Raw genomic sequence first — 23,964 nt, 5'->3', positions numbered from 1 at the left:
GTCGATTCTGTCATTGGGCCGACTTGCGGGGACTGGCAGTACGGAAGCCGCCCTTCGAAGACCTTCCCGCGAGGCGGAGGGGAACAGTGCGGGGGCCGTATTCGAGCCAGTTCATCATGACAACGCCTCCTGAGAGCTCAAAGCGGTCGGTGTTTTCCAACAGCACTTCAAGGGCTACGAGCAGTTCCAGTCTGCCCAACGTGGCAGCCGGGCACTTGTGCGCGCCCCTGCCGAAGGCCAGGTGCGAATTATTGGGACGGCGCAGGACAAACGTGTCCGGATCGGGGAACACGGCTTCGTCCCGGTTTCCCGACGGGAACAGGAGCGCAATTGGTTCTCCTTCCCGAACCTCCCGGCCGTGCACCACGGTGTCCCGTTTCGCGGTTCTCGCAAAAACCCGGTAAGGCGCGTGCAGCCGCAGGAATTCCTCAATTGCGGCCGGCAGATCCCCGGGATTCATCCTCAGGTGCTCCTGCAGATCCTGGTCTTGAGCCAGATGCACCAGGCAGCTCCCCAGCACCGCCTGGGGGGCTCCCATGCCCGCCACGATCATCTGCCGGATTGTAGCAATGGCGGTCTGCTCGGTGATGTGGTTCTCCGGGTTGACCGCAGCCTCGTGCAGGCTGGAGACGAGGTCATGCGCCGAGTCGGCACCCGCAGCGAGCCGGTCCCGGTACACCTCCTCAGCTATCCGGTAGAGCTCCGTGCTGCATTCCCCTATAACCGCCTCATCCATGTCCTGGATGGCAAAGGAGTAGCGCACACCGATATCCCTAATGTGCCGGGTCAGCTCGGATGGGACACCGAGGAAGGACGCGAAGCAATCCATGACGAAGGGTGCCGCGAAGTCGCGGACGCCGTCGGCATCCTCTCTCCCGAGGAGCTCCCGCACCAGTTCCGCAGCGCTTTCACGGAACGCTGCCTCGTGGGAGCGGACGATGGCCCGCCGAAGCACAGGGTCTATAGCCTCCCGATAGGCTGTGTGCTCCGGCGGATCGAAGTGCAGCGGTGGACGGCGGGAGGAACGCGGTACGTGGGGAACAACGTTCTGCACAGAGGTGATGAACAGATCGTCATCCTGCGTGATGCGGGCAATGTCCTCGTACGTCGTGGCAGCCCAGAAACCGCCAAAATCTGCGCTCCACGGATAGGGATTGACCCGGCGCAGCTCGGCGTAGTCGCGGTGGGCACTGCCGAAAGTCTCTTCCAGCGAAGGAGACCATTCAGAGCGGCGGGATGCACGCGTGTCCTTCGCGTCTGCCGGTCTCTCCCCGCTATGGGTGTACGGGCACTGGCCCATTTCAAATCACCTTTCTGCGTGCCCATCGGGCTACGGATTCGAGCGCCACCACAACAACAATCAAGCCGATGAGAATGCCTGCCGTTTGCTGATAGTGGAGTGTGGCTACTGATTCATCCAGGAGGAATCCAATTCCGCCTGCTCCAACGATGCCCAGTACCGCCGACTCACGTAGCGCCAGGTCAGAGGTGAACAGGCTGTTCCCGATGAAGCTGGGCACAAACTGTGGCCAGACACCGCTGACGAAGACCTGGATGCGTCCGGCTCCGGTGGCTTCCAGTGCTCGGAGCGGGGCAGGGTCGATGTTCTGGAGTGAGTCCGTAAAGAACTTAGATGCCAGCGCAGTGCAGGAGATGGACAACGCCAGGAAGCCCGCAAACGGGCCCAAGCCGAGAGCTGCCACGAAAATGAGGGCGTAGACGATGTCCGGGATGCCCCTCATAAAGACCACGATGCCTCGAAGTGCCAATGAAAGCGGCTCGAAGCGGACCAGATGGCGGGTGGACAGTACCGCTATGACGAGGCCGACGAGGACGCCGAAGAAGGTGGCCGTGAAGGCCATGATGACGCTTTCGAAAATTCCCAGCAGAATTTCCTCAGTGAATACCGGGGGTACGAATCCGGAGAGGAGCGCCAGGGCGTTGTTCCAAGCCTGGCCGAGGCGGGACAGGTTGAGGGACAGCTGACTCAGCGAGTAGAGGAAAAGGATCACAGCCGATACGGCAGCAGCGGAACGCAGCACTCTTGACCGGTTCCAGCCCGGGGCAGCAGGGGTGGAACCGGCCACATGGAGCTGCGACTGGGTGTGTTCATCGGCGTGTTCTGCGACGGCACGCTGCACGAGGTACGCAACGAGCTCGAGGATGAGCAGCAGTGCAACAATAACCAGGATGATTCCGGCGGCACGGCGGTAGTTGAGGGATCCGATTGCCGTTTGCAGGGCTACTCCGATGCCTCCTGCACCCACCAGGCCAAGAACGGCGGAGGCGCGGACATTGATATCCAGCCGGTAGATAACCAGCGAGGTCACGGCTGGCAGGGCCCGGGTCAAGGTGGTGGACACGAAGTTCTGCAGCCTGCTCGCTCCCACCGAGGCGATGGCCTCGCGTGGGGAAGGGGACTGTTCCTCGAACACGTCAGCCATCATTTTGCCGATCATGCCGATGGAGTGAACGGCAATCGCGAGTCCGCCGGCAAGGGGGCCAAGACCGAAAATCCGCACGAAGAGGATGGCGAAGATCAGCGAAGGAACTGCCCGGGTCACGATGATAATGCCCTGGGCCAGCCAGCGGACCAGCTTCGGTCCGGTGAAGTGCCGGGACGCTGCCGCGGCCAGGAACACTGACGCGATGGTGGCCAGGCCGGTGCCGGCAATGGCGATCCACAGGGTTTCCAGCGCCAGCGTCAGCAAATCGGATACCGGTCCAGTGGTCGGCGGCACCATTCGTTCCAGCAGCCGTGCGATGTCTCCGAAACCGGCTGCTACGGCGGCCGGGCGGATGTCGATCCACCACACGCCGAAAACCGTAACTGCCAGGTAGGCAAGCGGGATGCCCAGGGTTGCTGCGGAAACGCGGGGCCGCTTGGAACCTGGCGGGCTGGTGCGTGGCGCAGCGGGGCGTTGTCCATCCCGTGGCTCGCGGGATCCCGGCCGGGGAGTCCGTGGGTCTTCGACGATTTGTCTGGTTGTGCCGCTCATGAGCGGGTGCCCTTTGCTTCTTCGTAGATGGCCCGGAGTGCCTCCTCCGAGGTATCTGAGGTGCGTGTATCCAGGATGAGCGAACCGTTCCGGACCGCCACAACCCTGTCTGAGACCTGCAGGGCCAGATCAACCTGGTGAAGGGAACAGATAACCGTAAACCCGTCCTCGGCACTGAGCCGCTTCAAGGTGTTCAGCACGGCAAGACTCGCGCTGGGATCTAGTGATGCAACGGGTTCGTCAGCCAGGACTATCTCGGCGTCCTGCATCAGGGTCCGTGCGATCGCAACGCGCTGCTGTTGTCCGCCCGAGAGGGTGTCACAGCGTTGAAAACGCTGGTCCAACAATCCAACACGTTCCAGATTGGCTACCGCTTTTTCACGGAGGGTCTTCGGGTAGGTGGAGATCCCGTAACGAGGCATCCTTAGCGATCCGAGGGTCCCCATCAACACGTTTTCCATGGCGCTAAGCCGTCCAACCAGGCCGAACTGCTGAAAGACGAAGCCCACCCGGGTCCGCAGCCGCTGCAGGTTCCTGCGTCCGCAGGTCGACGGGTTCACGCCCAGGACCGATACCGTCCCGTTCGTGGGGCGGTGACTGCCGTTAACGAGGCGAAGAAGGGTGGATTTACCGGCACCGGACGGACCAACCAGGGCCACAAACTGCCCTGGCTGCACGTCCAGGTTCACGTCCCGGAGAACCTGCTTGGAACCGAAACTGATTCCCAGATTCTGCAGGACGAGGCTGGACGCGATTGCTGAAGGGGTAGGCGCCCCAGCGCTGGACGTGTCTGGGTCTTGAATTCGTTCCGGGGTGGTCATGCTTGGCTCCTGCACCGTTGTTAGTCGTTCCGGCATACTTCGGCCTGCGTGGTTTCGCAGATATCGCGGATGGACGCGAAGTCCTCGTCCGTGGCCGGCTCAAAGGCGAAGGCCCCTGTTCCGCCCCACTCACAGGCCATCTTTTCCGCGTACTCTTCGCCCCAGGGTGCTAGGGCTTCACGCTGGTTCTCCGGGCACAGCCCGGCTTCGGCGGCACTCACCGCGTTGTACTTGAGCACGGCATCCGTGATCTGGTTGCGGAGTTCCTCCGGCAACCAGTTGCCGATCACCATGGGCGTGCCCGGAATGTCCGGGGAAGTCCACACGGTGTCCACGTCGCCGTCCTTGATGATCCCGCGCGCCGGAAGGATGTCAGTGATGAACGTTCCGGCAACAAATGCGACGTCGCAGTCACCGGCCAGCATTTGGGTTACCGCCACATCGTGGGAACCCGCAAAGATGGGGTTGATGTCGTTCTTGGGATCGATGCCGATGGAGATTAGACCGGCTGCGGCAGCAAGATAGCCGGTGCTTGATGCCGGGTCTGTGAAGCAGACATCCCTACCCTTCACCTCCGACAGCTCCGTGATGTCGGACCCCGCTGCTACCACTCCCAAGGACTGGACTGCACCCGAGCCGGCGACAGGGGTCCGCTGGTCCATGGCGACGGGGGTAACGTCCGCGACGTTCTGGGCGAGGTAATAGGAGAATGCACCGTAAGTCGCCACGTCAACCCGTTTGGCGGCTTGGGCTTCGATGACACCTGCGTTGCTGCTGACTGCCTCGATGCTGGTGGGGAGCCCGGTCTCCTTTGCAATGGCGGCAACGATGGGCTTGAAGCTCTCTTCGAGTTCCTTGCTGTCGTCGGTGGGCACCACGGCAAACACGAGGGACTGGGGTCCCTCACTGGAGGACCCGGTCGAGTCCGGCCGTGCATTGGGGCTCGCCCCACAGGCGGTAAGCAGGAGGCTGGCAGCTGCCAGCGCGGTGACGGTCTTGAAGCTCTTGTGCATGATCGACTCTGATCCTCTGGTTGTGCCTGAACGGTGCGGGCCGCCATGCCCGGCCCATTTGAATGTAAGCAACACTTACTTGATCGAAAGCCGGTAGAACTGTGGCCTATCGGTAGAGAGCAGAAAAACGAGGCGGATATGGCGGAGGTCACACTGAATCATCAATCGTTGATTTCGTCAACGAAATACCCAAAGGTGTGCTGAGAACTGACGTTACGCTGAAACGTCCAGGACCCGCACCTCCCACGGGCGCAGTTCAGCGGGGTCCCCCGGCTCGGCGTAGTTGCCCAGAATCAACGGGCCGTCCGAGGCGAGACCCAGCGGAACGTCGAGGACGTCACCAGACACGTTTGCGAGGACGAGCCATGCCGTTTCATCGAGGTGGCGGCGGTAAGCGAACAGGTGCGGGTGTTCAGGGGCTTCCAGATGGAAGTCGCCCAGGACCACAACATCCTGGGTGTGCCGCAGCCGGATGAGGTCCCGGTAGTAGCGGAAGACCGACTTGTCCGCGGAACGGTCGGTCTCGGCATTGATGTCTGCATGGTTCGGGCTGACGTCGATCCACGGCTGCCCCTCGGTAAAACCGGCGTTCGGCCCGGCTGTCCACTGCATCGGTGTGCGGGGATTGTCCCGGCTCATGGCACGCAGGGCCTCCAGGGCTTCCACCGCGGGCATGCCCTGTGCCGTCGATTCGGCATAGAAGTTCAGTGACTCAACGTCCCGGTACTGGTCGATCGAGGTGAAGCCGGCGTTGGTCATGCCGATCTCCTCGCCCTGGTAGACGTAAGGGGTGCCGCGCTGCAGGTGCAGCAGGGTGGCCCAGAGGGTGGCCGATTCGTAGCGGAAACCGGCGTCGTCCCCGAACCGGGACAGGTGCCTGGGCTGGTCATGGTTACTCAGGTACAGGCTGTTCCAGCCGCGGTCCGCGAGTCCGCGCTGCCAGCGGTTCCAGGACGTCTTCAGATCCGGGAGGCTCAGTGGCCGGTAATCCCACTTCCGCCCGCCCACCTGGTCCAGGCTCACATGCTCGAACTGGAACACCATGTCCAGCTCCGCCCGGTACGGGTCGGTGTAGAGCAGGGCCTGCTCAACGGTGGCGCCGGGGGTCTCACCAACGGTGAGGAAATCGCCGTCGCGCCCGGAGAAGACCTCGCGGCGCATCTCCTGGAGGAATTCGTGGATCCGTGGCCCGTTGGTGAAGTGCGGGGAGCCGTCTCCCCAGATACTGCCCGGAGTCACCAGGCCGTCCGGCAGGGTGAGGTCCTTGGAGATGAAATTGATGACGTCCATCCGGAAGCCGTCTACGCCGCGGTCCAGCCACCAGCGCATCGTTTCATACACCGCATGCCGGACGGCGGGGTTTTCCCAATTCAGGTCCGGCTGGTGCGGGGTGAACAGGTGCAGGTAGTACTGCCCGGTCTCGGGCTCGTAGGTCCAGGCAGGTCCGCCGAAATGCGAACCCCAGTTGTTCGGTTCCGCACCCGGCTCCCCGGGTTCGAAGCCGGGCCGTGCGTCCCGCCACCAGAAATAGTCCCGGTACGGATTGTCCCGTGACTTCCGGGCCTCCTGGAACACCGGATGCTCGCTGGAGGTGTGGTTGACCACCAGGTCCATCACCAGCTTCATGCCGCGGACATGAAGCTGTCCCAGCAGTTCGTCGAAGTCCTCTTCGGTGCCAAACAGCCGGTCGATCCGGCGGTAATTGGAGATGTCGTACCCGTTGTCCCGCTGCGGTGACTCGTGCACCGGGGACAGCCAGATGACGTCCACGCCCAAGTCCTGAAGGTAGTCAAGATGCGCGAGGATGCCCCGCAGGTCCCCGATCCCGTCCCCGTTGCCGTCAGCGAAGCTGCGCGGATAGATCTGGTAGACGACGGCGCTGGTCCACCACGCGGGCTGGTGCGGATCGCTCATGGCCGGGTTTCCTCTCGCTGGCGGTGCCTGCGAGTCTACGCGCCGGGATTGTCCCGGTCACCGCTGCTGCGGCGATCAGCTTCGGCCTTCGGAAGCTGCTGGTCCTGTGAGGAGTTTTCTCAGGAGTAGAAAGAGCATGAGCCGTTCCGTCTCATTGAGCGGCTCAAGCCAATGGTGTTCCAGAGCGATGTGGGATTGGTAGGTCCTGATCACCGCCTGTTCGCCCGCGTCAGTTAGTCGCAAGACTGTTGAGCGCTGATCGACAGGGGACGGTTCGCGGCTAATGAGCCCGTCTTCTTCGATTTTCTTGATGGCGGCGGAGACGCTTGCCCGACTCATATTGGTCGTTGCCGCTATCAGATGCGGCGGCATGGGGCCTGCGACCCAAAGCCCGAAGCACACCCTGAAACTGGCCTGCGTCCATCCTTCAGCCTGATGGACCTGGCGGTTGGCATCATCCGTCATCAGCTGGTTTACCTTCCGAAGCATCAGGCTCAGCTTCAGCACCATAGGGTCTTCGAACTCGAGGGTGGACTCAGCCCTGGTCACTGCGGCGTCTACGAAGGATTCGAACCGGCCGCCCCCCGTCGGGTGACGGTGTTCGCCTGCCGAACCGATGCTGGTCCTGCCGTGCTCAGGGCTGCTCATCGTTGGGCTTCCTTTGAGTTGAAGGTAGTACATTTCACTTCAGTGAACTCGTCCAATCCGCCCTGTCCACCCTCACGCCCCAGGCCACTCTCCCTTGCTCCGCCGAAGGGAACCGTAGGGTCTGGATGCGGGAGTGCGTTGACCCAGATCATGCCAGTCTCCAGTCTTTCTGCGATGCGGTCGGCTCGCTCCGTGTCTTCGGTCCAGACCGTGGCGCCTAGGCCAAAACGGCCCGCGTTGACGTTATCAACGACGGGATCGACGTCGGAAAAGGGGACAAGGGGAAGTATAGGACTGAACTGTTCCCCATCCACCAACGGGGCCCCGTCGGTGAGGCCGGTAACGATCGATGGTGAGGCGAAGTTGCCTACCGTGTCGTCAATCGCGCCTGTATGGATGAACTTTCCGCCGCGCTTCCGGGAGTCCTCGGCCAGCCATCGCAGGTGATCTAGCTGTCGCCTGGTCGTCAGGGCAGGCATGGTGGCGTCCTCGGAGAAGGGTCTGCCCGGAACAGCTCGAGCAGACAGTGCTGCCAGTTCCTCGGCGAGCTCGTCGTGGAGGTCCTCGTGGACATAGACCCTTTTGACGGCAACGCAGGCTTGTCCGGCGGAGCCGAATGCGGAACGGAAAATGTTCACGGCGACGTCGGAAACATTGGCGTCCCTGCACACGATGGCCGGATCGTTTCCCCCCAATTCCAGCTGGAGTCGTTTCATGGTCGGCGCAGCAGCAGCCATGATCGCCTTGCCGGTCTCGATGCTTCCAGTGAATGAGACCATGCTGACCTCCGGGCTGGCGGTGAGAGCGGGGCCGGTTTCCGGTCCCCCTGCCAAGATATTGAGCACGCCCGCCGGGACGGCACCGGCTGCCAGCCGGGCAAAGTGCAGTGCGGAAAGAGGTGTGTCAGGTGAGGGCTTGCACACGACCGTGTTGCCGGCAGCCAATGCCGCTCCAATCTTGTTGACCATCATGAGCAGCGGCATATTGAACGGCGTGATAGCTGCCACCACGCCCAGCGGGTCCCGGGTCAGGCGGGTCAGCCGGGCCTCCGTGCGGGTTACGACAGATTCGGACGGCGCCTGTTCCGCCCAGTACCGGAGTCCTGCTATAGCCCCGAGGACCTCGCCCCGGGCCGCCGATTCCAGCTTTCCATTCTCGAAGCAGATGAGTCCGATGAAGACGTCTTGCTCTGCTGCGAGAAGGTCCGCCAAGGTGAGCAGGCAGTTCCTCGCCTGGGACCGGTGCCAGCGGCCGCCCTGACGGGCGGTGTGGGCGGCGGATACTGCCGCGGCCAGGTCATCCAGTCCCGTCTGGGTGTAGCTGACCTTCAAGCGTCGGTCCCAGGGAGCTGATACATCGGCGTGAACGGTCCCCTTCTGGAGGTTCCCGCCGATGAGGTGCCGCGCGTCGGCGGCGATGGAAGCTGCGAGGTCGTGGAGACCAGTGGTGCTCAAATCCGGCATCAGGCCCGTCCTTCGTATGCAGTGGCTAGGGTGTCGCGCTCCCGCAGGAGCCGCTGAGTAAATTCGTCTGCCAGTGCCAGGACGGTCAGGTAGGTGTTTGCACTGACGACGGTGGGCATGATGGAGGCATCCACGACCCGCAGCCCTTCCATTCCGAGTACCCGGCACTGCGGATCAACTACGGTGTCAGGGCTCTCCCGGTCTCCCATCCGCACCGTGCTGGTGAGATGCATAGTGTCCTTGACGGAAGCTTGTATTTCGCCATCGTCCCGCGGCCAGGTGGCGGGTCCGGTGGCGATACTCTGGAACGCCTGGTGCTCCATCAGCCGCCGTGCACGGTCCAGTCCGTCCTTGACCCGGGCCATGTCGAGCGGATCGGAGAGCAGGTTGAGTTCGAAATGGGGATCGGCGTGCGGATCGGCTGACCGGAGCAACATCCGCCCACGGGAGAGGGGCTGTTCCAGCGACACTGCCAGGCCCGCCGTCTCCTTCCCGAACCAGTAGTTGTGGTTGGTGGCCATGATCATCATGTCGTTCGTCCTGCTGCCGGGAAATCCGGAGCTGTAACGCAGAACCACGTTCGTTGGCCGGTTTGCCACGCAGGTCTGGGCCTCGGGACGCACCGGCAGTTCAACGAAAGTGACGGCGTGGTCCTGCGCACCACGGCCGACAGGTAGATCCGCGACCTGGCGGACTCCTGCCTCGGCCAGGTCCTCCACCCTTCCAATTCCCGAGCGCATCAGGATGGCTGGCGAGCCGCATGATCCGGCGGAGAGGATGACCTCGCCGCCGTGTAGGAGCCCATGCACGGCGCCGTCGGCGTCCACCACACCCGTGGCCGTCGTTCCTTCAAAGGTGACTCGATCCGCGAGGACACCGCCACGGATGGTGAGGTTAGGACGGCCCCGTGCAGGATCGATGTAGGCGTGGTTGGTACCGACCCGCTGCCCGTTCCGGATGTTCATGGCCATCGGCGAGACGCCGGTGGCCCGTGGCTCGTTGTGGTCCGGTTGCCATGGATGGCCCGCGTCCATTGCTGCAGCCCGCAGCGCGCGGTCGACGCCGCCCCAGCCAGCTTCGGGCTCGCGGTAGACCGGCGTCGGACCATCCTTGCCGTGGTGGGGCGACCGCGGAAAGTCATGCTCGTCCTCAATGCGGCAGTAGGCGGCGAGCATAGTTTCCGGGCTCCAACCCACCGCCCCCAGCCGTTCCCATTCCACGAAATCGTCAGGGACGCCGCGGATGGCATACAGGCCGTTCACGGTTGAGCTGCCGCCCAGGCCACGGCCGCGCCGGTAGGGGAAGGGTTGCTGGCCGGCCGCCCTGGTGGCGGTGATTCCCTGCCAGTAAAAGTCCGGGTTGAGGTCGTTCCGAGGTGCCTCCAGTGCCAGTCCGAGTCCCTTTGTCCGGTCCCGGAACTCTTTCGGAGTGTCCGCGGCCCGGTAGTCGGGGCCGGCTTCCAGCAACAGGACGCTGCACTTCGGGTCCTCCGACAGGCGGGCGGCAAGCACTGCGCCGGCGCTTCCGCCCCCCACGATGATGTAGTTCCAAGCTGGCATTCTTCGGCCTCCCGACGGATCGCTTTCGTAGTCGCGGCAAACACGCTCAATCGAACGCAGCTGTGCTCAATATAGAACGAATATAAACTAGATTTGTGGTCTTCGGAGACGAGTCTATGCCGTGTTTACAACACTAAAGCGATTCAAATGTGACGTCAATCATACTTATTTATGTATACCTATTGACTATATCTGGACGGTGCTGGCTCAATGGTGGTGTCCAGGCCCCATCGCGTGGAGCCAGGACCACAGTGTCCGCCACAGCCTTCCCCCGGTTGTGAAACGAAGGAAACATCAATGAAGCTGAACTTCAGGATCACCAAACTTCCCCTCGCCGTCATTGCCGGCCTCGCAGCCGGCAGCCTTGCCCTATCCGGCTGCGCCGGCGCCGACTCTGCCCAGGGCTCCGGCGAGCTGGATCTCGGTCCCCTCGGTATTCAGAGCGCCCAGGAGGAAGAGCTCCAGACGCTGTACGACGCCGCGATTGAGTCAGGCGACACGGAGGTGACCATCTACGCAGGCCACCACGATGAGTTTCTGGGGATCTACGCCGCATTCGAAGAGCGGTTCCCTGGCCTCACCGTCGACCCGCAGACCTACGTCGGCGCCGAGCTGCAGACAACGCTGGAAGCGGAGCGCCAGAGCGGAAACCACGTTGTCGACGTCCTTTCCAACCCCAACGCGGACCGGTACGCCGAACAGGGGTTCGCCGAGAAGTATCAGCCGGCCACCTTCGAGCTGCCCGCCTGGATCGACGGCCGTATCAGCGAGGACCAGATCGCAGACCCGAAGGGCTTTTACCATTCGCCCTGGGCACTGATGTTCGCGTCGTCCTACAACACGAACCTGCTCGACGAATCAGATCTGCCCGGGTCCTGGGCCGATCTGGCCGGTGAGGAGTGGGCCGGCAAACTCACCTTCATGACGCCCTCAACCCCCGGTGGGACCATGACCGTTTCGACTGCCCTCCTTCAGGCCGGCGCCGTTGACGAGGCATGGCTGCGGAGTGTCGGAGCCAACGCGAAAATCGTCGCGCAGGACCAGTTGGCCCTCCAATCCATCAGTGCCGGAGAATTCGCCTATCAGCCCCTGTCCGCCACCATTTCCGTCCTGAACGCCAAGGAGGACGGCGCGCCGGTTGAGGTTCAGTTCTTCGATGAGAACAACGTCATTGCCACCGAGAAATGGATGCTGGCCGCCAATGCGCCCTCCAGCGACGCGGGAAAGCTCCTGCTGAACTTCCTTTTCACCGCGGAAGCCCAGGAATTGACCCTTGAGTCGGGCAACTTCCCGATCAACCAGCACGACTCCCTCGAGTCCCCTCACGGATGGCCCAAGCTCGAAGACGCTGCATTCGTCGAACTCCCTGCACAAACCGTGATGCGGGAGAAGATGACCGAATACGGCGACCTCTTCAAGTCGATCACCGCAAATTAGCTCCGGCTCCACCGGCTTGATGGGAAAGGCAGCACCTAGTGAATGACACAGAACTCGCGGAGGAACTCGCCAACCTTCGCCGCAGGATCGATGCACTCGAATCGGTCAAGGCCATCGAGAAGCTGCAGCAGCAGTACGTTCGTGACCTTGGGGACCGGAACTGGGCGGGCGTTGCCCGTGCCTACGCCGAGGACGCCGTGTGCGACATACGTCACCATGGAGTCCATAAGGGCCGGGACGCCATCGCGGGGATGTTCCAGGCGGATCTGGCCGACGTCGTCAAAAGCCAGGACGCGTACATTCTCTCCTCTCCGTCGATCACCGTGTCCGGTGACACGGCGTACGGCGAATGGACCTGGCACAGGATGCAGTGCGACTTCCGGACCTCGTTTGGAATGATGCGCGTCTGGGGTCCGTGGTCGGAGGGCAAATACAAGTGCCGCTACGTCCGGGTCGACGGTGAGTGGAAGATCAAGGACCTGTGGTTCCGGGTGCTGCGTCCGGACTCCGACGATGACCTCGCCAGCCTCCGGGAGGGCGAGGTTATCGGAGGAGGTTACCGTCAGACGGATACTGAGCGGGAGCCCCTGCAATGCTGAAAGGGTGGAGGGCCTTTACCGGCAACCCCCAGTGGGTCATTGCGATCGTCTGTTTCGTCTGTTTCGTCGGCCCCGCCACCATGGTGGTCCAGGGTGCCTTCAAGACACAGATGTTCGGTTCCAGCGGCTCCTACACCGCGGAAATGTTCTGGGAAGTGCTGCGCTCTACAGACACCCATTCAGTCATAATCCAGACAGTGCTGATGGGCCTGGCGACGATCGTGCTGTCGACCTTCTTCGCGTTGCTCTTCGCCACTATCTACGCCAAGACGAACACGGTCTTCCGGCAGGCCATCCCGGTCATCATGTTCATTGTCATTGCCACGCCGGGCCTGTTCTTTGCGATCGCCTGGGGCCTGCTCGGAAACCAGAACGTCGGTCTGTTGAACCAGCTGATGACCGGAGCTTTCGGTGAAGCCGGACGGATCTTCAATATGGAGTCCTGGTGGGGGATTGTGTTCGTCTCCTCCCTGCGCCTAATCGCGCTGCAGTTCTTCCTGCTGCTGGGCCCGTTCCTGGCCATGGATCGTTCCCTTGACGAAGCAGCCCGGCTCAGCGGTGCGGGGCCGGTCAGGACGTTCTTCCAGATCGAACTCCCGATCATGGCTCCGGCCATCACCGGCGCCATGATCCTGGGCTTCGTCCTCTTCCTGGAATCCTTCGATGCGCCACAGATCCTGGGCGTACCCGCGGGCATCTTCGTGATTCCCACCGAGATCTACGCCTATTTGTCCAATTCGACCGGCCCGCTTTTCGCGCAGGCCAGCAGCATTTCCGTGCTCCTCATGGTGGTGCTGATGGTGCTCGTGTTCATCCAGATCAAGGTCCTCGGGCGCCGGTCCTTCGTCACCATCGGAGGGAAGGAATCGCGGGCCCTGCGCCGGGACATCGGTCCATGGCGCTGGCTGTTTTCCGCACTCGTGCTGGGCTTCGCAGCCATCACGATCATCCTTCCAATGGTTCAACTGATCCGTGTGTCGCTCTCCCCGTTCCTGGGCGCCAGCGAGGGCTTCTCCTTCGACAACTATGAAGAAGTACTGACTAACCGCCGGATGGTCTCCGGGTACTGGAACACCATGGGAACCGCCATGCTGGGAGCTTTGCTCGCTGTGTTGGCGGCCACGGCCTTCGCCTGGGCTGCACGTTTCAAGGGTGGGGTGCTGTCCCGGTTCATCGAATACAGCCAGTGGCTGGGGCTGGCAATGCCGGGGCTCATCCTGGCACTCGGTGTGCTCTGGCTGTTCCTGGGCCTGCCGTTCCTCTCCACGTTCTACGGGACACCGGTCCTGATGGTCTTTGCGCTGTTCGTGGCGACGATCCCGCTGGCAAGCCGGACCGCCACCGCGGCGATGGCACAGATACCGAAGTCGCTGGAAGAAGCGGCCTGGGTCTCCGGTGCCTCCAAGTACCGTGCGATCTGGGACATCATCATCCGCCTGATGCTGCCCAGCCTCGTCAGCGGCTGGTTGCTCTGCTTCGTGGTCATCAGTGGTGTGCTCTCCATCCCGCTCCTGCTTTCGACCGCGGGCGCCGACTATCTATCTGTGCAGATCTACAGCCGCTACGTGGAAGGAAAAGCCCCGATCGCCGCGGCGGCTGCCCTGCTGCTCATCGCGAGCTTCCTCGTCGTGGCCGGCACCGCCTACCTCGCCGGCCGCCTGCTGGCACTGACCCGGCCGGAGCAAAGGGCCGGGAAAGGGCCTGGCGGGGGGACGCCGGCGGACCTGCAGGATCCCGTGGGGCCGGATCCCACGACCGAGAGCGCCGGCCCTGCCCAGCAGTTGGCCCGAAGCCGCTAGGAACTCCCAACCGAACGAGGACAAACCATGCGCATCAACATCAGTTCAGTCAGCAAGGCCTTCAACGGCAACCAGATCCTCAAGGATCTGAACCTCTCCATTGAGTCCGGCGAGTTCATTACCCTCCTCGGTCCCAGCGGCTGCGGCAAGACGACCACCCTACGCTGCGTCGCCGGGTTGGAGTCACCGGACCACGGAAGCATCGCCGTCGACGGCCATGAGTTCGTCAATGCCGAGACCAGGACCATGGTTCCGCCGCATAAGCGCAAAGTGGGAATGGTCTTCCAGAGCTACGCCCTATGGCCGCACATGTCCGTGGCCGCGAATGTTGCGTACCCCCTGAAGCGCCGCAAGACCCCGGCAGCAGAGCTCCGCGAACGCGTAGCCACGAGCCTCGAAGCCGTTGGCATGGGTTCCCATGCCAAGCGTTACCCCCATGAGCTCTCCGGCGGCCAGCAGCAGCGCGTTGCACTGGCCCGGGGGCTGGTCTCCGCCAAGGGAGTCATGCTCTTCGACGAGCCCCTCTCCAACCTTGATGCCAAGCTGCGAATTGCGATGCGCAGCGAGATACGGCGGCTGCACGACGAGTTCGGGAACACCTCGCTCTACGTCACCCATGACCAGGACGAGGCCCTCGCCCTCTCGGACCGGGTCATCATCATGCGGGACGGCGTGATCGAGCAGGTCGGGACCCCCTCGGAGGTCCAGCGGCGACCTGTTTCCCGTTTTGCTGCAGATTTCGTCGGGTTCGAGAACATCCTGGAATGCCGGGGCATCACGCAGGAATCCGGGGCTCCGGAAGCGACCTTCGAGGGCGGTCTCAGGACGACGTCCAGCGAGCTGGCCAGCCGCACCGTACCCGGATCCTTCGCAGCCTTCCGCAGCTCCGACGTCGTCCTGGGTGAAACCGCACAGCCGGGCCTGGCCGGGGCAGGGCGGATCCGGGATGCCTCGTTCTCAGCGGAGGCCCGGACGGTCATCGTGGATCTTCCAGGAAACCGCAGCATCACGGTAGCCGTACCAGATGCGGCCATCAACGCCGATTCATACCGGCTTGGGGGAACCAGTGTCCAGCTGTGGGTGCCATCCGAATCACTCGTCATCCTGGACCGTTAGCCGTGAAGGACCCCATGAACATCCAGACTATGCAGCCCATCAACTGCCCCGGCCTCGACCCGGCAACTGCAGAGGGGAAGCCTCCGCTTCCACCGCTCGAACATGTCACTGAAGACCTGGGCGGGCTCACCGTTGAACGCAACACCGCCATCCCGCTGCGGGACGGGATCCGCATCTACGGCGACATCTACCGTCCCGCCGGCATGGACAGGGACCTGCCGGTGCTCCTTGCCTGGGGGCCGTACGGCAAGCACAACCAGAAGGACATGCTTTGGCCCTCCGCAGGGATCGAAGCCGGCTGGATGTCACCGCTGACGGGCTTCGAAGCACCTGATCCCCGGTACTGGTGCCGCAACGGATATGCCGTGGCGTATGTGGATCCCCGCGGCATGTGGCATTCGGAGGGCAACGGCGTCCACAACGGACCGCAGGAAGCCGAGGACGTCTACGACGCCATTGAGTGGCTGGGCGGAGCGGACTGGTCCAACGGCCGCGTCGGTATGCTGGGCGTCTCCTACCTGGCTGGTATCCAGTACATCGCCGGTGCCATGCAGCCGCCATCCCTGAAAGCCATCAGTCCATGGGAGTGCTTCTCCGACTGGTACCGGGAGTTCTGTTATCACGGGGGAATTCCAGAGACGGGATTCATTCCCCGTGCCTCACGGAACATGCGCTATTCGCTCGCCTCGACGGAAGACACGGCGGCCAACGTGGCAGCCAACCCGCTGATGTCGGACTACTACAAGAGCCGATACCCCGACCTGAGAGACATCCAGGTCCCAGCCTTCGTGGTGGCGAGCTGGAGCGATCACGGACTCCACACCCGCGGCACCTTGGAGGCTTTCGCACAGATGTCCTCACCGCAAAAATGGCTCAGGGTCCATGGGCAGAAGAAGTGGCGATACTTCTACGACCCGGAGAATGTGGAAGCCCAACGGGTGTTCTTCGATTACTACCTCCTCGACAACGGTCCGGGACCGCTCTCCTGGCCGCAGGTGCAGTTGGAAGTCCTGGATACCGCGGAAACCATGCGCATCCGCAGCGACATTTTCTGGCCGGTTCCCGATACACAAGCCGTGCGCCTGTACGCAGGGCTGGAGGAACGCACACTTGCTACCCCGGCGCCGGCTGCATCAAGCCAGGTCACCTTCGACCCGATGGCGGAGAGTCTGGACCTGGAGTACGTCTTCCAGGAACCGGCCGACCTGGTGGGCCCGATGCGGCTTCGGCTTTTCCTGCGGGCCAACGATGCAGAGGATGCGGATATCTTCGTGGCGGTTCGGAAGTTCGCGCGAGACGGCGCCGAAGTGCGGTTCGCCTTTAATGCGCTATTCGACGACGGTCCCGTCGCGCTGGGATGGCTGCGCGCCAGCCATCAGCCGCTGGATGAAGAACGGTCCACCGAGCTGCGGCCCGTGCACCTGCACCTTGCAGAGGAACCGCTGATCCCCGGCGAGCCCCGGGCCCTGGATGTCGAAGTCTGGCCCTCCGGGGTGCACTTCGACCAAGGGGAGAAACTGGTGCTCTCCATTCTGGGCCACGACTTTGTCCACCGGGACCCGGATCTAAACTCTCCGGTCATCAGGCATGCGGACCTGAGGAACAAGGGCACCTGGACCGTGCACAGTGGGCCGGGCGCTGAGACCTACCTGGCCCTACCACTTTTCCAACCCGCGCAGGGCAGCGCGAACCCATCCCCGCAACCAACCAACGATGAGGTGTAGCCATGAGCCAAAAGAACATGCAACCGGACCATATGGTGCTGACGACCTTTATGCTCCCGGCGGGGTACCACCGGGACGCGTGGCGGAGGCCCGGAAGCCGGGCCGAGGAACTGGGGAACCTCGATTTCGTCGCGGACCTGACGCAGATGGCCGAGGAAGCGAAGCTGGATGCGGTCTTCTTCGGGGACATCGTCCACGCAAACAACCTTTTCCGTGACGACATCATGATGAACGGGTTCTACGAACCCATCAGTGTTCTTTCCGCTTTGGCGGCGCGGACCAGCAACATCGGCCTCATCGGCACGATGTCAACCTCCTTTGCAGAGCCATACAACGCAGCCCGCCAGTTCGCGGGCCTGGACCACATGTCCGGCGGTCGTGCGGGGTGGAACATCGTGACATCAAAGGACGGTTTCTCCAACTTCGGGGGAGGGGAAGCACCGGACCCCGTCCAGCGGTATGAGCGGGCCACGGAGTTCGTCGACGTCGTGACCAGGCTCTGGGACAGCTGGGCGGACGACGCCGTCATGGCCGACCGGGAGAACGGGCGGTGGGTGGACTCAGCGCGCCTGCGCAGGATCCATCACGAAGGCAGATACTTCACGGTCGAAGGCCCGATCAACATGCCAAGACCACCGCAGGGCCGTCCGGTACTGGTCCAGGCAGGTTCCTCGGGCCCAGGAATGGACTTGGGGTCATCCGTAGCAGACGTTATCTACACCGCGCAGCCTCGCAAGAATCTTGCCCAGGACTTCTACGCCAGGATGCGCTCCTTGGCAGAGAGCCGCGGCAGGAAGGCAGACTCGGTCAAGATCATTCCCGGGATCCTGCCCATCATTGCCGATACGGTTGCTGAGGCGCAGGGCCTGGCCGATGAGTTGGCCGGCCTGCTGGACCTCGACGCAGGACGCAGGCAAATCGGCGGTGATCTGAAGATTCGTTTGGACGATATTGGGTTCGACGAACAGATTCCGGCGGAGCGCTTCTCAGACGACCCGGCCATGGGCAGCCGTTACCAGATTTTCCGGCGAAAGAGTGTGGAAGAGGGGATGACGCTACGGGAATTGATTGTGGACCGCGCCCGCTCCACCGGCCACATGTGGATGGTCGGCACAGCGGACCAGGTGGCCGAAGTCATGATCGACTGGTTCACCTCCGAAGCGTGCGACGGTTTCAATCTGAACTCTCCCTTCAACCCGGGAGGATTTGAGGCGATCTGCCGGAAGCTGGTTCCGGCGCTCCAGGAACGGGGGTACTTCCGCAGCGAGTACGAAGGATCGACGTTGCGGGAAAACCTTAAGCTCGACCGGCCTTCGACTGAGTGGAGCTAACGGGATGAACACTCAGGACCTGCTTCCCATACCGGGATTTGACCAGGACATGTTTCGGCGGGTCGTAGGGCACTTCGCCAGCGGAGTCACAGTTATCACCACGTCGCATGACGGCCGGCTGTACGGTACGACGGCGTCAGCCGTGAGTTCCCTGTCCATGGACCCGCCCATGATGCTGATGTGCCTGAACCGCAGCAGCAGCACTCATGACGCGGTAAGGGCGGCAGGGATCTATGTCATCAACATCCTCGCCGACCACCAGGAAGACCTGGCACTGCGGTTCGGCAGGAAAGGTGCGGACAAGTTCTCCGGTGTCGGATACACGGTCTCGGAGCATGACGGCGTACCTGTGCTGGAAGACGTGCTGGCGACCATCACCTGCGTCGTAACGGAAGCGCCTCAGGGAGGAAGCCACACGGTGTTCTTCGGACAGGTTGTGGACGCCCGTGCGGCATCAGGTAATCCACTGGCCTACTATCGGGGAGCATTCGGACGGCTTGAGAGCGTCCGTGAGCTGGATACGTACCGGAAGGTCCGGAGATGGGTTCTCTCCCGCTCTACGCCCAGCGGCGGCGAACTGGAGATCCATAACCTGGTGAGGGCGCTCGGCGCGGAGCCTGATGACGTCTTCAACTCATTGGTGAAGCTCACAACCGAAGGACTCGTGTCCCGCTCGGACAGTGGCGCCTTCCATGTCACTCCAATAACAGCGGAACTTAGTGACGGACTCTACGAGGGACGAGCCATGATCGAGGCTGGTGTCATCGCAAGCCGCGCACAGGGATTCGACGAAGGCCTGCTTGAGACGCTCTTGCAGCTGACAAAGGACATGGAGGGCATCCGCTGCTCGGCAGACGGATCGTTGAGGGATTTCCTCGAGCTGCATTCCCGGTTCCACCAGTCATTGGTGCGGGCATCGGGGTCCTCCCAGCTGCTTGAGTCCTACCGGAGGCTAAGCATCGCGGGAGTGTGGACCGAAGCGTGGGATGACACGGATTGGCGGGATCTCCTGGACCATGCAGAGCTGAGCCGGCTGGCGGAGGCTCTCCGGACAGGTGAAACGGATGCTGCCATAGACGCAGTGCGCGCCTATACGGAACAGGCGAAGCACTTTGCCCGGCTGGCCATCGCCAGCAGGGGCGGGGCGGTCTGAGACAGAGGCGCTGGCGGTGCCTGCGAGTCTACGCGCCGGGCCCGGAGCCCCAGAAGGGACCCGGGCCCGGGCCGGGCTAGTCTTCCACCGAATCTCCGCGAACCAGGCGCAGTGCCACCTCGGTGAGGAGCTCGACGCCGCGCACGGCGTCCTCATCGCGGGTGAACTCGGCTTCGTTGTGTGAGATGCCTTCCACACTGGGCACGAACAGCATCACGGTGGGGACATGGTCCTTGAGGTTGGTGGAGTCGTGCCCCGCCACGGTCATGATGTCCCTGTGAGTGAAGCCCAGCGCGTCTGCGGCGGCGCGGCCCAGCCGGACGCCGGCCGGCTGGTAAGGGTTCAGGCCCCACTGGTGGGTCAGTGCCAGGGAGACCCCGGTCCGGGACCGGGACTCGGCTTCGGCAATGCGCTTGTCCAGCAGGTCCATGGCGCGGGCGAGGACGGATTCGTCCGGTGAACGCAGGTCCAGGTTCATAACCACCTGGCGGGCGATCGTCACCGGAGAGTTGGGCAGCACCTGCAGCTGGGACACTGAACTGTGCAGCAGGCCCGGCTCGAACTCTTCGGTGAGGTCCCGGGCGGCGGCGATGACCAGCGCCGCTCCGTACAGGGCGTCCCTCCGGTCAACCATCCGCGTGGACCCGGTGTGGGACTGGTCCCCGTCCACCGTGACCTGGTACTTCGCCGCTGCCCAGGTCTTATCCACGATGCCCACCTGGGTGCCGGTTTCCTCGAGGATGCGGCCCTGCTCAATGTGGATCTCGGCATACCGCGCAACGGAGTCCAGGGCCGGGGCAGTACCCGCCGCGGACGGACTGCCCAGTGCCTCGGCCACGGTGGTGCCGGCCAGGTCCGCGGTGGCACGGGCTGTTTCAAGGGACAGCTTTCCCGTGAAGACGCCGCTGCCCATCATGCTGGGGGTGAAGCGGCTGCCTTCCTCATTGAACCAGTTCACTACTGCAAGGTTGAAGGCCGGGGCCAGTTCACCTGCCTCCGCGGCGGCTGCTGCCCGAACCACTGCGTGAGCGGCCGCCAGTACTCCGTAAGCGCCGTCGTACCGTCCGGCCAGCGGCTGCGAATCAAGGTGCGAGCCGAGCAGGACCCACGGCGCTCCGGGCACGAGTTCCACCAGCCCGAACTGGTTGCCGGCCGAATCAACGGCCTCGGTGAGGCCGTGTTCAGCGAGCCAGGTGCTGAACCAGGCGCGGACGGCATGGTCCTCCGGTGTTCCTGCCTGGCGGTCGACGCCGCCTCCCGCAGTTGCGCCGAAGCTGGACATGACGGCGAAATCCGCCAGGAAACTGGAGTTGCTGGTGCTCATCGATTGTCCTTCGCTGAAGTGGGGAAAATGGGGAGGTCCGGATGGAGAAAACGGAGTTCGCCGCCCACCATGGTGCCCAAAACCCGGGTGGTCCCGATCCGGGAGGAATCAACAGTCGTGGGATCCTGGTCCAGGAAAACCAGGTCCGCGAGGAGCCCGGGGGAGAGGCTTCCCTTTTCCCGGGACGTACCGGTGGCTGCAGCGGAGCCGGTGGTGTAGGCCGCCAGAGCCTGCTCGGCGGTGATCCGTTCCGCGGGCCCGTACGCCATACCCGCAGGAGTCAGCCGTTCCACGAAGGACTGCATGACATCCAGCGGCCGACCGTTGGAAACCGGACGGTCGGAACTGCCCGGCAGGACGGCGCCGCGGCGCAGCAGTCCGGCAGCCGGGTAGGAAAGCCCGGTGCGGGCAGGGCCAAGCAGTTCGGCCATGCCGTCGCCGAATTCAGTGATGAAGTGCGGCTGCGGAACCAGGACGATTCCCGCCTCCGCAATCCGGTCCAGCTGTTCCGGCCGGACCACGCCGCCATGCTCGATCCGGTTGGGGAAACAGTTGGGTCCGTAGGATTCCTGGGCCTCAACAATGATGCTGATGGCGTGATCCACTGCAGCGTCGCCAATGGCGTGCATGGCGATCGGCCACCCCGCGCGGTAGGCCGCGAGGGCCGACTCGCGGAGTTCCGCGGCGTCCATTTGCAGGTAGCCGTGGTTGTGCGTGCAGCCCACGTAGTCCTCGGACATGTATGCCGTGCTGCCCAGCAGCGACCCGTCGCTGAAGATCTTTACCGGACCGATGCGCAGCCACTCGTCACCCAGCCCGGAGCGGATGCCGGCGTCCAGTCCCAGGCCGCCGCCGTCGTCCTCGTGACCGGAAAGCGGGCGGAGCGCATCGAGCACCAGCATGGGCTGCATCCGCACCGAGAGCAGGCCCTTGTCCCGGGCAGACAGATAGGCGCCGAACTCCCGGGGGGAGTGGCCAATCCAGCCGCCGGCAATCCCGGCGTCCGTGACACTGGTGATGCCTTCGGTGAGGTAGTGCGCAGTGGCCAGCTCCAGGGCCTTCTCGATGGTCTCCAGCGGATAAGGCAGCATGAGTTCCTGGACCAGCCGCATGGCGTTCTCTTCGAGGAGGCCGGTGGGCCGGCCGTCGTCGCTGCGGACCACGACGCCGCCCTCAATCCCGGCGGTGAGGTCCTGCGTCGCGGCCACGAGGTCCAGTGCTGCGCCGTTCAGGGTGCAGGCGTGGCCCGAGGAATGCTTGATCCACACCGGCCGGCCGCCCGAAGCCTCATCCAGCCGGTCACGGTCCGGCTGGGCACCGCCGAGCAGGAGGGGACTGAAGCCAGAGGCAACCACCCACTCGCCGGGTGCCAGCTGGTCTGCGGCAGCGGAAATCGCCGAATACACGCCGTCCAGCGAGCGGGCATCCCCCAGTGCGGTTTCCATCAGGCCAAGGCCGAACCAGACGCTGTGGCTGTGCACATCGTTGAAGCCGGGCACCACCGTCAGTCCCTCGGCGTCGAACACTGCGCGGGCAGGGATATCAGCGTCCGGGTCCACGGCCAGGATCCTGCCGCCGAGGATCGCCAGGGTACTGGCGCGAGGATGCGCCGGATCCTGGGTAAGGACATGGGCGTTGGTAATCAACAGGTCTGCGAGCATGGGTTCCTAGCCGTTGTTCCGTTCCCACGGCGAAGCACGGAAAATGCACAGCCTGCTGGGTGTCACCCCCATTCAACTATGGCTAAATGTCTCGCTCAATGGACATAAGCCGCCATAGTTGGCGGATAAATTATGCATATCCATAAAGTGGCAGGATGACCGACATCCTCGTCCCGGCCCTGGTTCCATCCGCCCGGACCTTTCCGCTCGAAGCCCCCGCCGGGCACCAGTGGGAAGACCTGATCCGGCGGCTGTGGACCCAGCGGGATTCGCTCGTCACTGACTTCCTCTCCCGCTTCGAAGCCGTGTCCTACGACGACGCAAAGGTACCCGCGGAGGACGTCTACCAGACGGCCGTGGACACCATGGACATGTTCCTGTACCAGATGGCGGGGCTGGAACTGCCGCCGGACCTGCGGAACCTGCCGCGCGAGGTAGCCACCCGCCGCGCGTCACAGGGCGTGCCGCTGCAGTCCTTCCTGGAGGCAGTCCGGAACGACTTCCGCGTCCTGTGGAAGGGCCTGGAGCGGGTTGCGCACGGGGACGGGGTAAACGTCCTGGTGTCCAACATGGACCGGGTGATGGACGTGGTGGAGGGTTACGTATCGAACATCCAGCAGTCCTTCGTGGAAGCCGAAGCGCTCCTGGCCCGGGACAAGCAGCTGTACCGCCAGCGCCTGCTCTCCCGGCTGTTCAGCGGAGAACCCAAAACTCCGCAGGACCTCGAGGACATTGCCGCCGGGCTGGGGGTCCGGACGGCTGACTCATTCGAACTGCTGGCCGTGATCGGCGACGCCGTGGCAGAGGCCCAGCGTGCGTTCCTCCATGACCGGAGGCTGCATTCCTATGAACGGGCCGGAGTCCTGTACATCTTCCGGCAGCGCCGCACCGGTTCCTGGCAGCAGGAACCGCCAGGATTCGCAGCCGGCTACGTCCCAAACATCGCGGGACTGGCGGCAGTGCCGGCTGCTGCCTCATCCGCCCTGGTGCTGGCGCGCAGCGGCGGCCCCGGCCTGCAGACGGTCCAGGAGGCCTGGCAGCGGATCGCTGCCGAACTGCTGGAGCAGACGCTGCCGGGATTCTGCTCCGGAGTCCAGGAAGCACTGGGCCGGTGCACAGACCACGAGCGGGCCCGGCTGCTCCAGGTAGCCGAGAGCTACGCCCGGACGGGATCCATCAAGGAAACCGCGGAAGAGCTCTACTGCCACCGCAACACCGTGGTCAACCGGCTCCACTCGCTGCAGCAGGTCATAGGACTGGACCTGGCCGTCCCCACGGAGGCGGCATGGGCGCTGATCGCGCTCAGCACCCTCGCGGAATATCCGCGCACTGTCTAAATGCCCAATTTCCGCGTAAAAGGTGGGTGAAATTTGTCATTGTTTGGTCAATTGCCGCCTGACTAC

18 protein-coding genes are annotated in these 23,964 nt (G+C 63.4%); 8 read left to right on the top strand and 10 right to left on the bottom strand.

Translation table 11 applies throughout. From position 1 onward, the window contains the following. Positions 1-10: 10 nt before the first annotated feature. The 8 genes from GD628_RS04450 to GD628_RS04415 all read right to left on the bottom strand — a co-directional run bounded on the left by GD628_RS04450 (position 11) and on the right by GD628_RS04415 (position 10,417). Entirely contained in the window at positions 11-1,300 is a 1,290-nt protein-coding gene (locus GD628_RS04450) for a cytochrome P450 (RefSeq protein WP_152273929.1), read from the bottom strand. Between the two features lies 1 nt (position 1,301). Further along, positions 1,302-2,999: a phosphonate ABC transporter, permease protein PhnE gene (gene phnE / locus GD628_RS04445; protein WP_091601347.1), complete on the bottom strand. Its 1,698-nt coding sequence runs from the start codon at positions 2,997-2,999 to the stop codon at positions 1,302-1,304. Continuing rightward, positions 2,996-3,820 carry a phosphonate ABC transporter ATP-binding protein gene (phnC, locus tag GD628_RS04440; protein ID WP_152273928.1) on the bottom strand — a complete coding sequence of 275 codons (825 nt, stop codon included), beginning with the start codon at positions 3,818-3,820 and terminating at the stop codon, positions 2,996-2,998. Before phnC ends, phnE begins: the two co-directional genes overlap by 4 nt. Before the next feature lie 20 nt (positions 3,821-3,840). Further along, positions 3,841-4,833, bottom strand: a complete 993-nt coding sequence (locus tag GD628_RS04435; RefSeq protein ID WP_152273927.1) for a phosphate/phosphite/phosphonate ABC transporter substrate-binding protein — start codon at positions 4,831-4,833, stop codon at positions 3,841-3,843. 213 nt (positions 4,834-5,046) lie between these two features. Then, on the bottom strand, positions 5,047-6,747 hold the full coding sequence (locus GD628_RS04430) for an alpha-glucosidase (RefSeq protein WP_091601353.1): 1,701 nt from the start codon (positions 6,745-6,747) through the stop codon (positions 5,047-5,049). Between the two features lie 75 nt (positions 6,748-6,822). After that, a complete protein-coding gene (locus GD628_RS04425) occupies positions 6,823-7,395 on the bottom strand; it encodes a MarR family winged helix-turn-helix transcriptional regulator (RefSeq protein ID WP_176697509.1) in 573 nt (190 codons plus the stop codon). After that, complete coding sequence (locus GD628_RS04420) at positions 7,392-8,858, bottom strand: aldehyde dehydrogenase family protein (RefSeq protein WP_091601357.1); 1,467 nt, start codon at positions 8,856-8,858, stop codon at positions 7,392-7,394. Before GD628_RS04420 ends, GD628_RS04425 begins: the two co-directional genes overlap by 4 nt. Beyond that, a complete protein-coding gene (locus GD628_RS04415; protein ID WP_091601359.1) occupies positions 8,858-10,417 on the bottom strand; it encodes a GMC family oxidoreductase in 1,560 nt (519 codons plus the stop codon). The genes GD628_RS04420 and GD628_RS04415 overlap by 1 nt, the downstream gene beginning before the upstream one ends. A gap of 297 nt (positions 10,418-10,714) precedes the next feature. Between GD628_RS04415 and GD628_RS04410 the strand changes: the two genes are divergently transcribed. The 7 genes from GD628_RS04410 to GD628_RS04380 are packed head-to-tail and all read left to right on the top strand — an operon-like array spanning position 10,715 to position 19,576. Next, positions 10,715-11,854, top strand: a complete 1,140-nt coding sequence (locus tag GD628_RS04410; RefSeq protein WP_176697510.1) for an extracellular solute-binding protein — start codon at positions 10,715-10,717, stop codon at positions 11,852-11,854. Positions 11,855-11,892: 38 nt separating this feature from the next. Next, the gene (locus GD628_RS04405; RefSeq protein WP_091601363.1) at positions 11,893-12,453 is read left to right on the top strand and encodes a nuclear transport factor 2 family protein; all 561 of its coding nucleotides are present in this window, start codon (positions 11,893-11,895) and stop codon (positions 12,451-12,453) included. Then, positions 12,447-14,252 (top strand): ABC transporter permease, encoded by a 1,806-nt coding sequence (locus tag GD628_RS04400; RefSeq protein WP_152273926.1) that lies wholly within the window; start codon positions 12,447-12,449, stop codon positions 14,250-14,252. The genes GD628_RS04405 and GD628_RS04400 overlap by 7 nt, the downstream gene beginning before the upstream one ends. A 27-nt stretch (positions 14,253-14,279) precedes the next feature. Then, entirely contained in the window at positions 14,280-15,368 is a 1,089-nt protein-coding gene (locus GD628_RS04395) for an ABC transporter ATP-binding protein (RefSeq protein ID WP_091601367.1), read from the top strand. Between the two features lie 14 nt (positions 15,369-15,382). Next, the gene (locus GD628_RS04390; protein WP_152273925.1) at positions 15,383-17,092 is read left to right on the top strand and encodes a CocE/NonD family hydrolase; all 1,710 of its coding nucleotides are present in this window, start codon (positions 15,383-15,385) and stop codon (positions 17,090-17,092) included. A gap of 2 nt (positions 17,093-17,094) precedes the next feature. Beyond that, positions 17,095-18,423 carry an NtaA/DmoA family FMN-dependent monooxygenase gene (locus GD628_RS04385; RefSeq protein WP_091601371.1) on the top strand — a complete coding sequence of 443 codons (1,329 nt, stop codon included), beginning with the start codon at positions 17,095-17,097 and terminating at the stop codon, positions 18,421-18,423. Between the two features lie 4 nt (positions 18,424-18,427). Further along, positions 18,428-19,576 carry a flavin reductase gene (locus GD628_RS04380; RefSeq protein ID WP_091601373.1) on the top strand — a complete coding sequence of 383 codons (1,149 nt, stop codon included), beginning with the start codon at positions 18,428-18,430 and terminating at the stop codon, positions 19,574-19,576. Positions 19,577-19,652: 76 nt separating this feature from the next. Here the strand turns inward: GD628_RS04380 and GD628_RS04375 are convergent, their stop codons facing one another. After that, a complete protein-coding gene (locus tag GD628_RS04375) occupies positions 19,653-20,900 on the bottom strand; it encodes a M20 family metallo-hydrolase (RefSeq protein ID WP_091601375.1) in 1,248 nt (415 codons plus the stop codon). Further along, positions 20,897-22,561 carry an amidohydrolase gene (locus GD628_RS04370; RefSeq protein WP_091601377.1) on the bottom strand — a complete coding sequence of 555 codons (1,665 nt, stop codon included), beginning with the start codon at positions 22,559-22,561 and terminating at the stop codon, positions 20,897-20,899. The genes GD628_RS04375 and GD628_RS04370 overlap by 4 nt, the downstream gene beginning before the upstream one ends. A 155-nt stretch (positions 22,562-22,716) precedes the next feature. Here GD628_RS04370 and GD628_RS04365 point away from each other — a divergent pair, with 155 nt between their 5' ends. After that, complete coding sequence (locus GD628_RS04365) at positions 22,717-23,898, top strand: RsbRD N-terminal domain-containing protein (RefSeq protein ID WP_091601379.1); 1,182 nt, start codon at positions 22,717-22,719, stop codon at positions 23,896-23,898. The last annotated feature ends 66 nt before the right edge of the window (positions 23,899-23,964 follow it).

The organism is Arthrobacter koreensis, from assembly GCF_009193255.1.
Taxonomy (GTDB): Bacteria; Actinomycetota; Actinomycetes; order Actinomycetales; family Micrococcaceae; genus Arthrobacter_B; species Arthrobacter_B koreensis.
The sequence above is the reverse complement of the archived record's forward strand: the minus strand, read 5'-3'. Positions and strand labels throughout refer to the sequence as shown.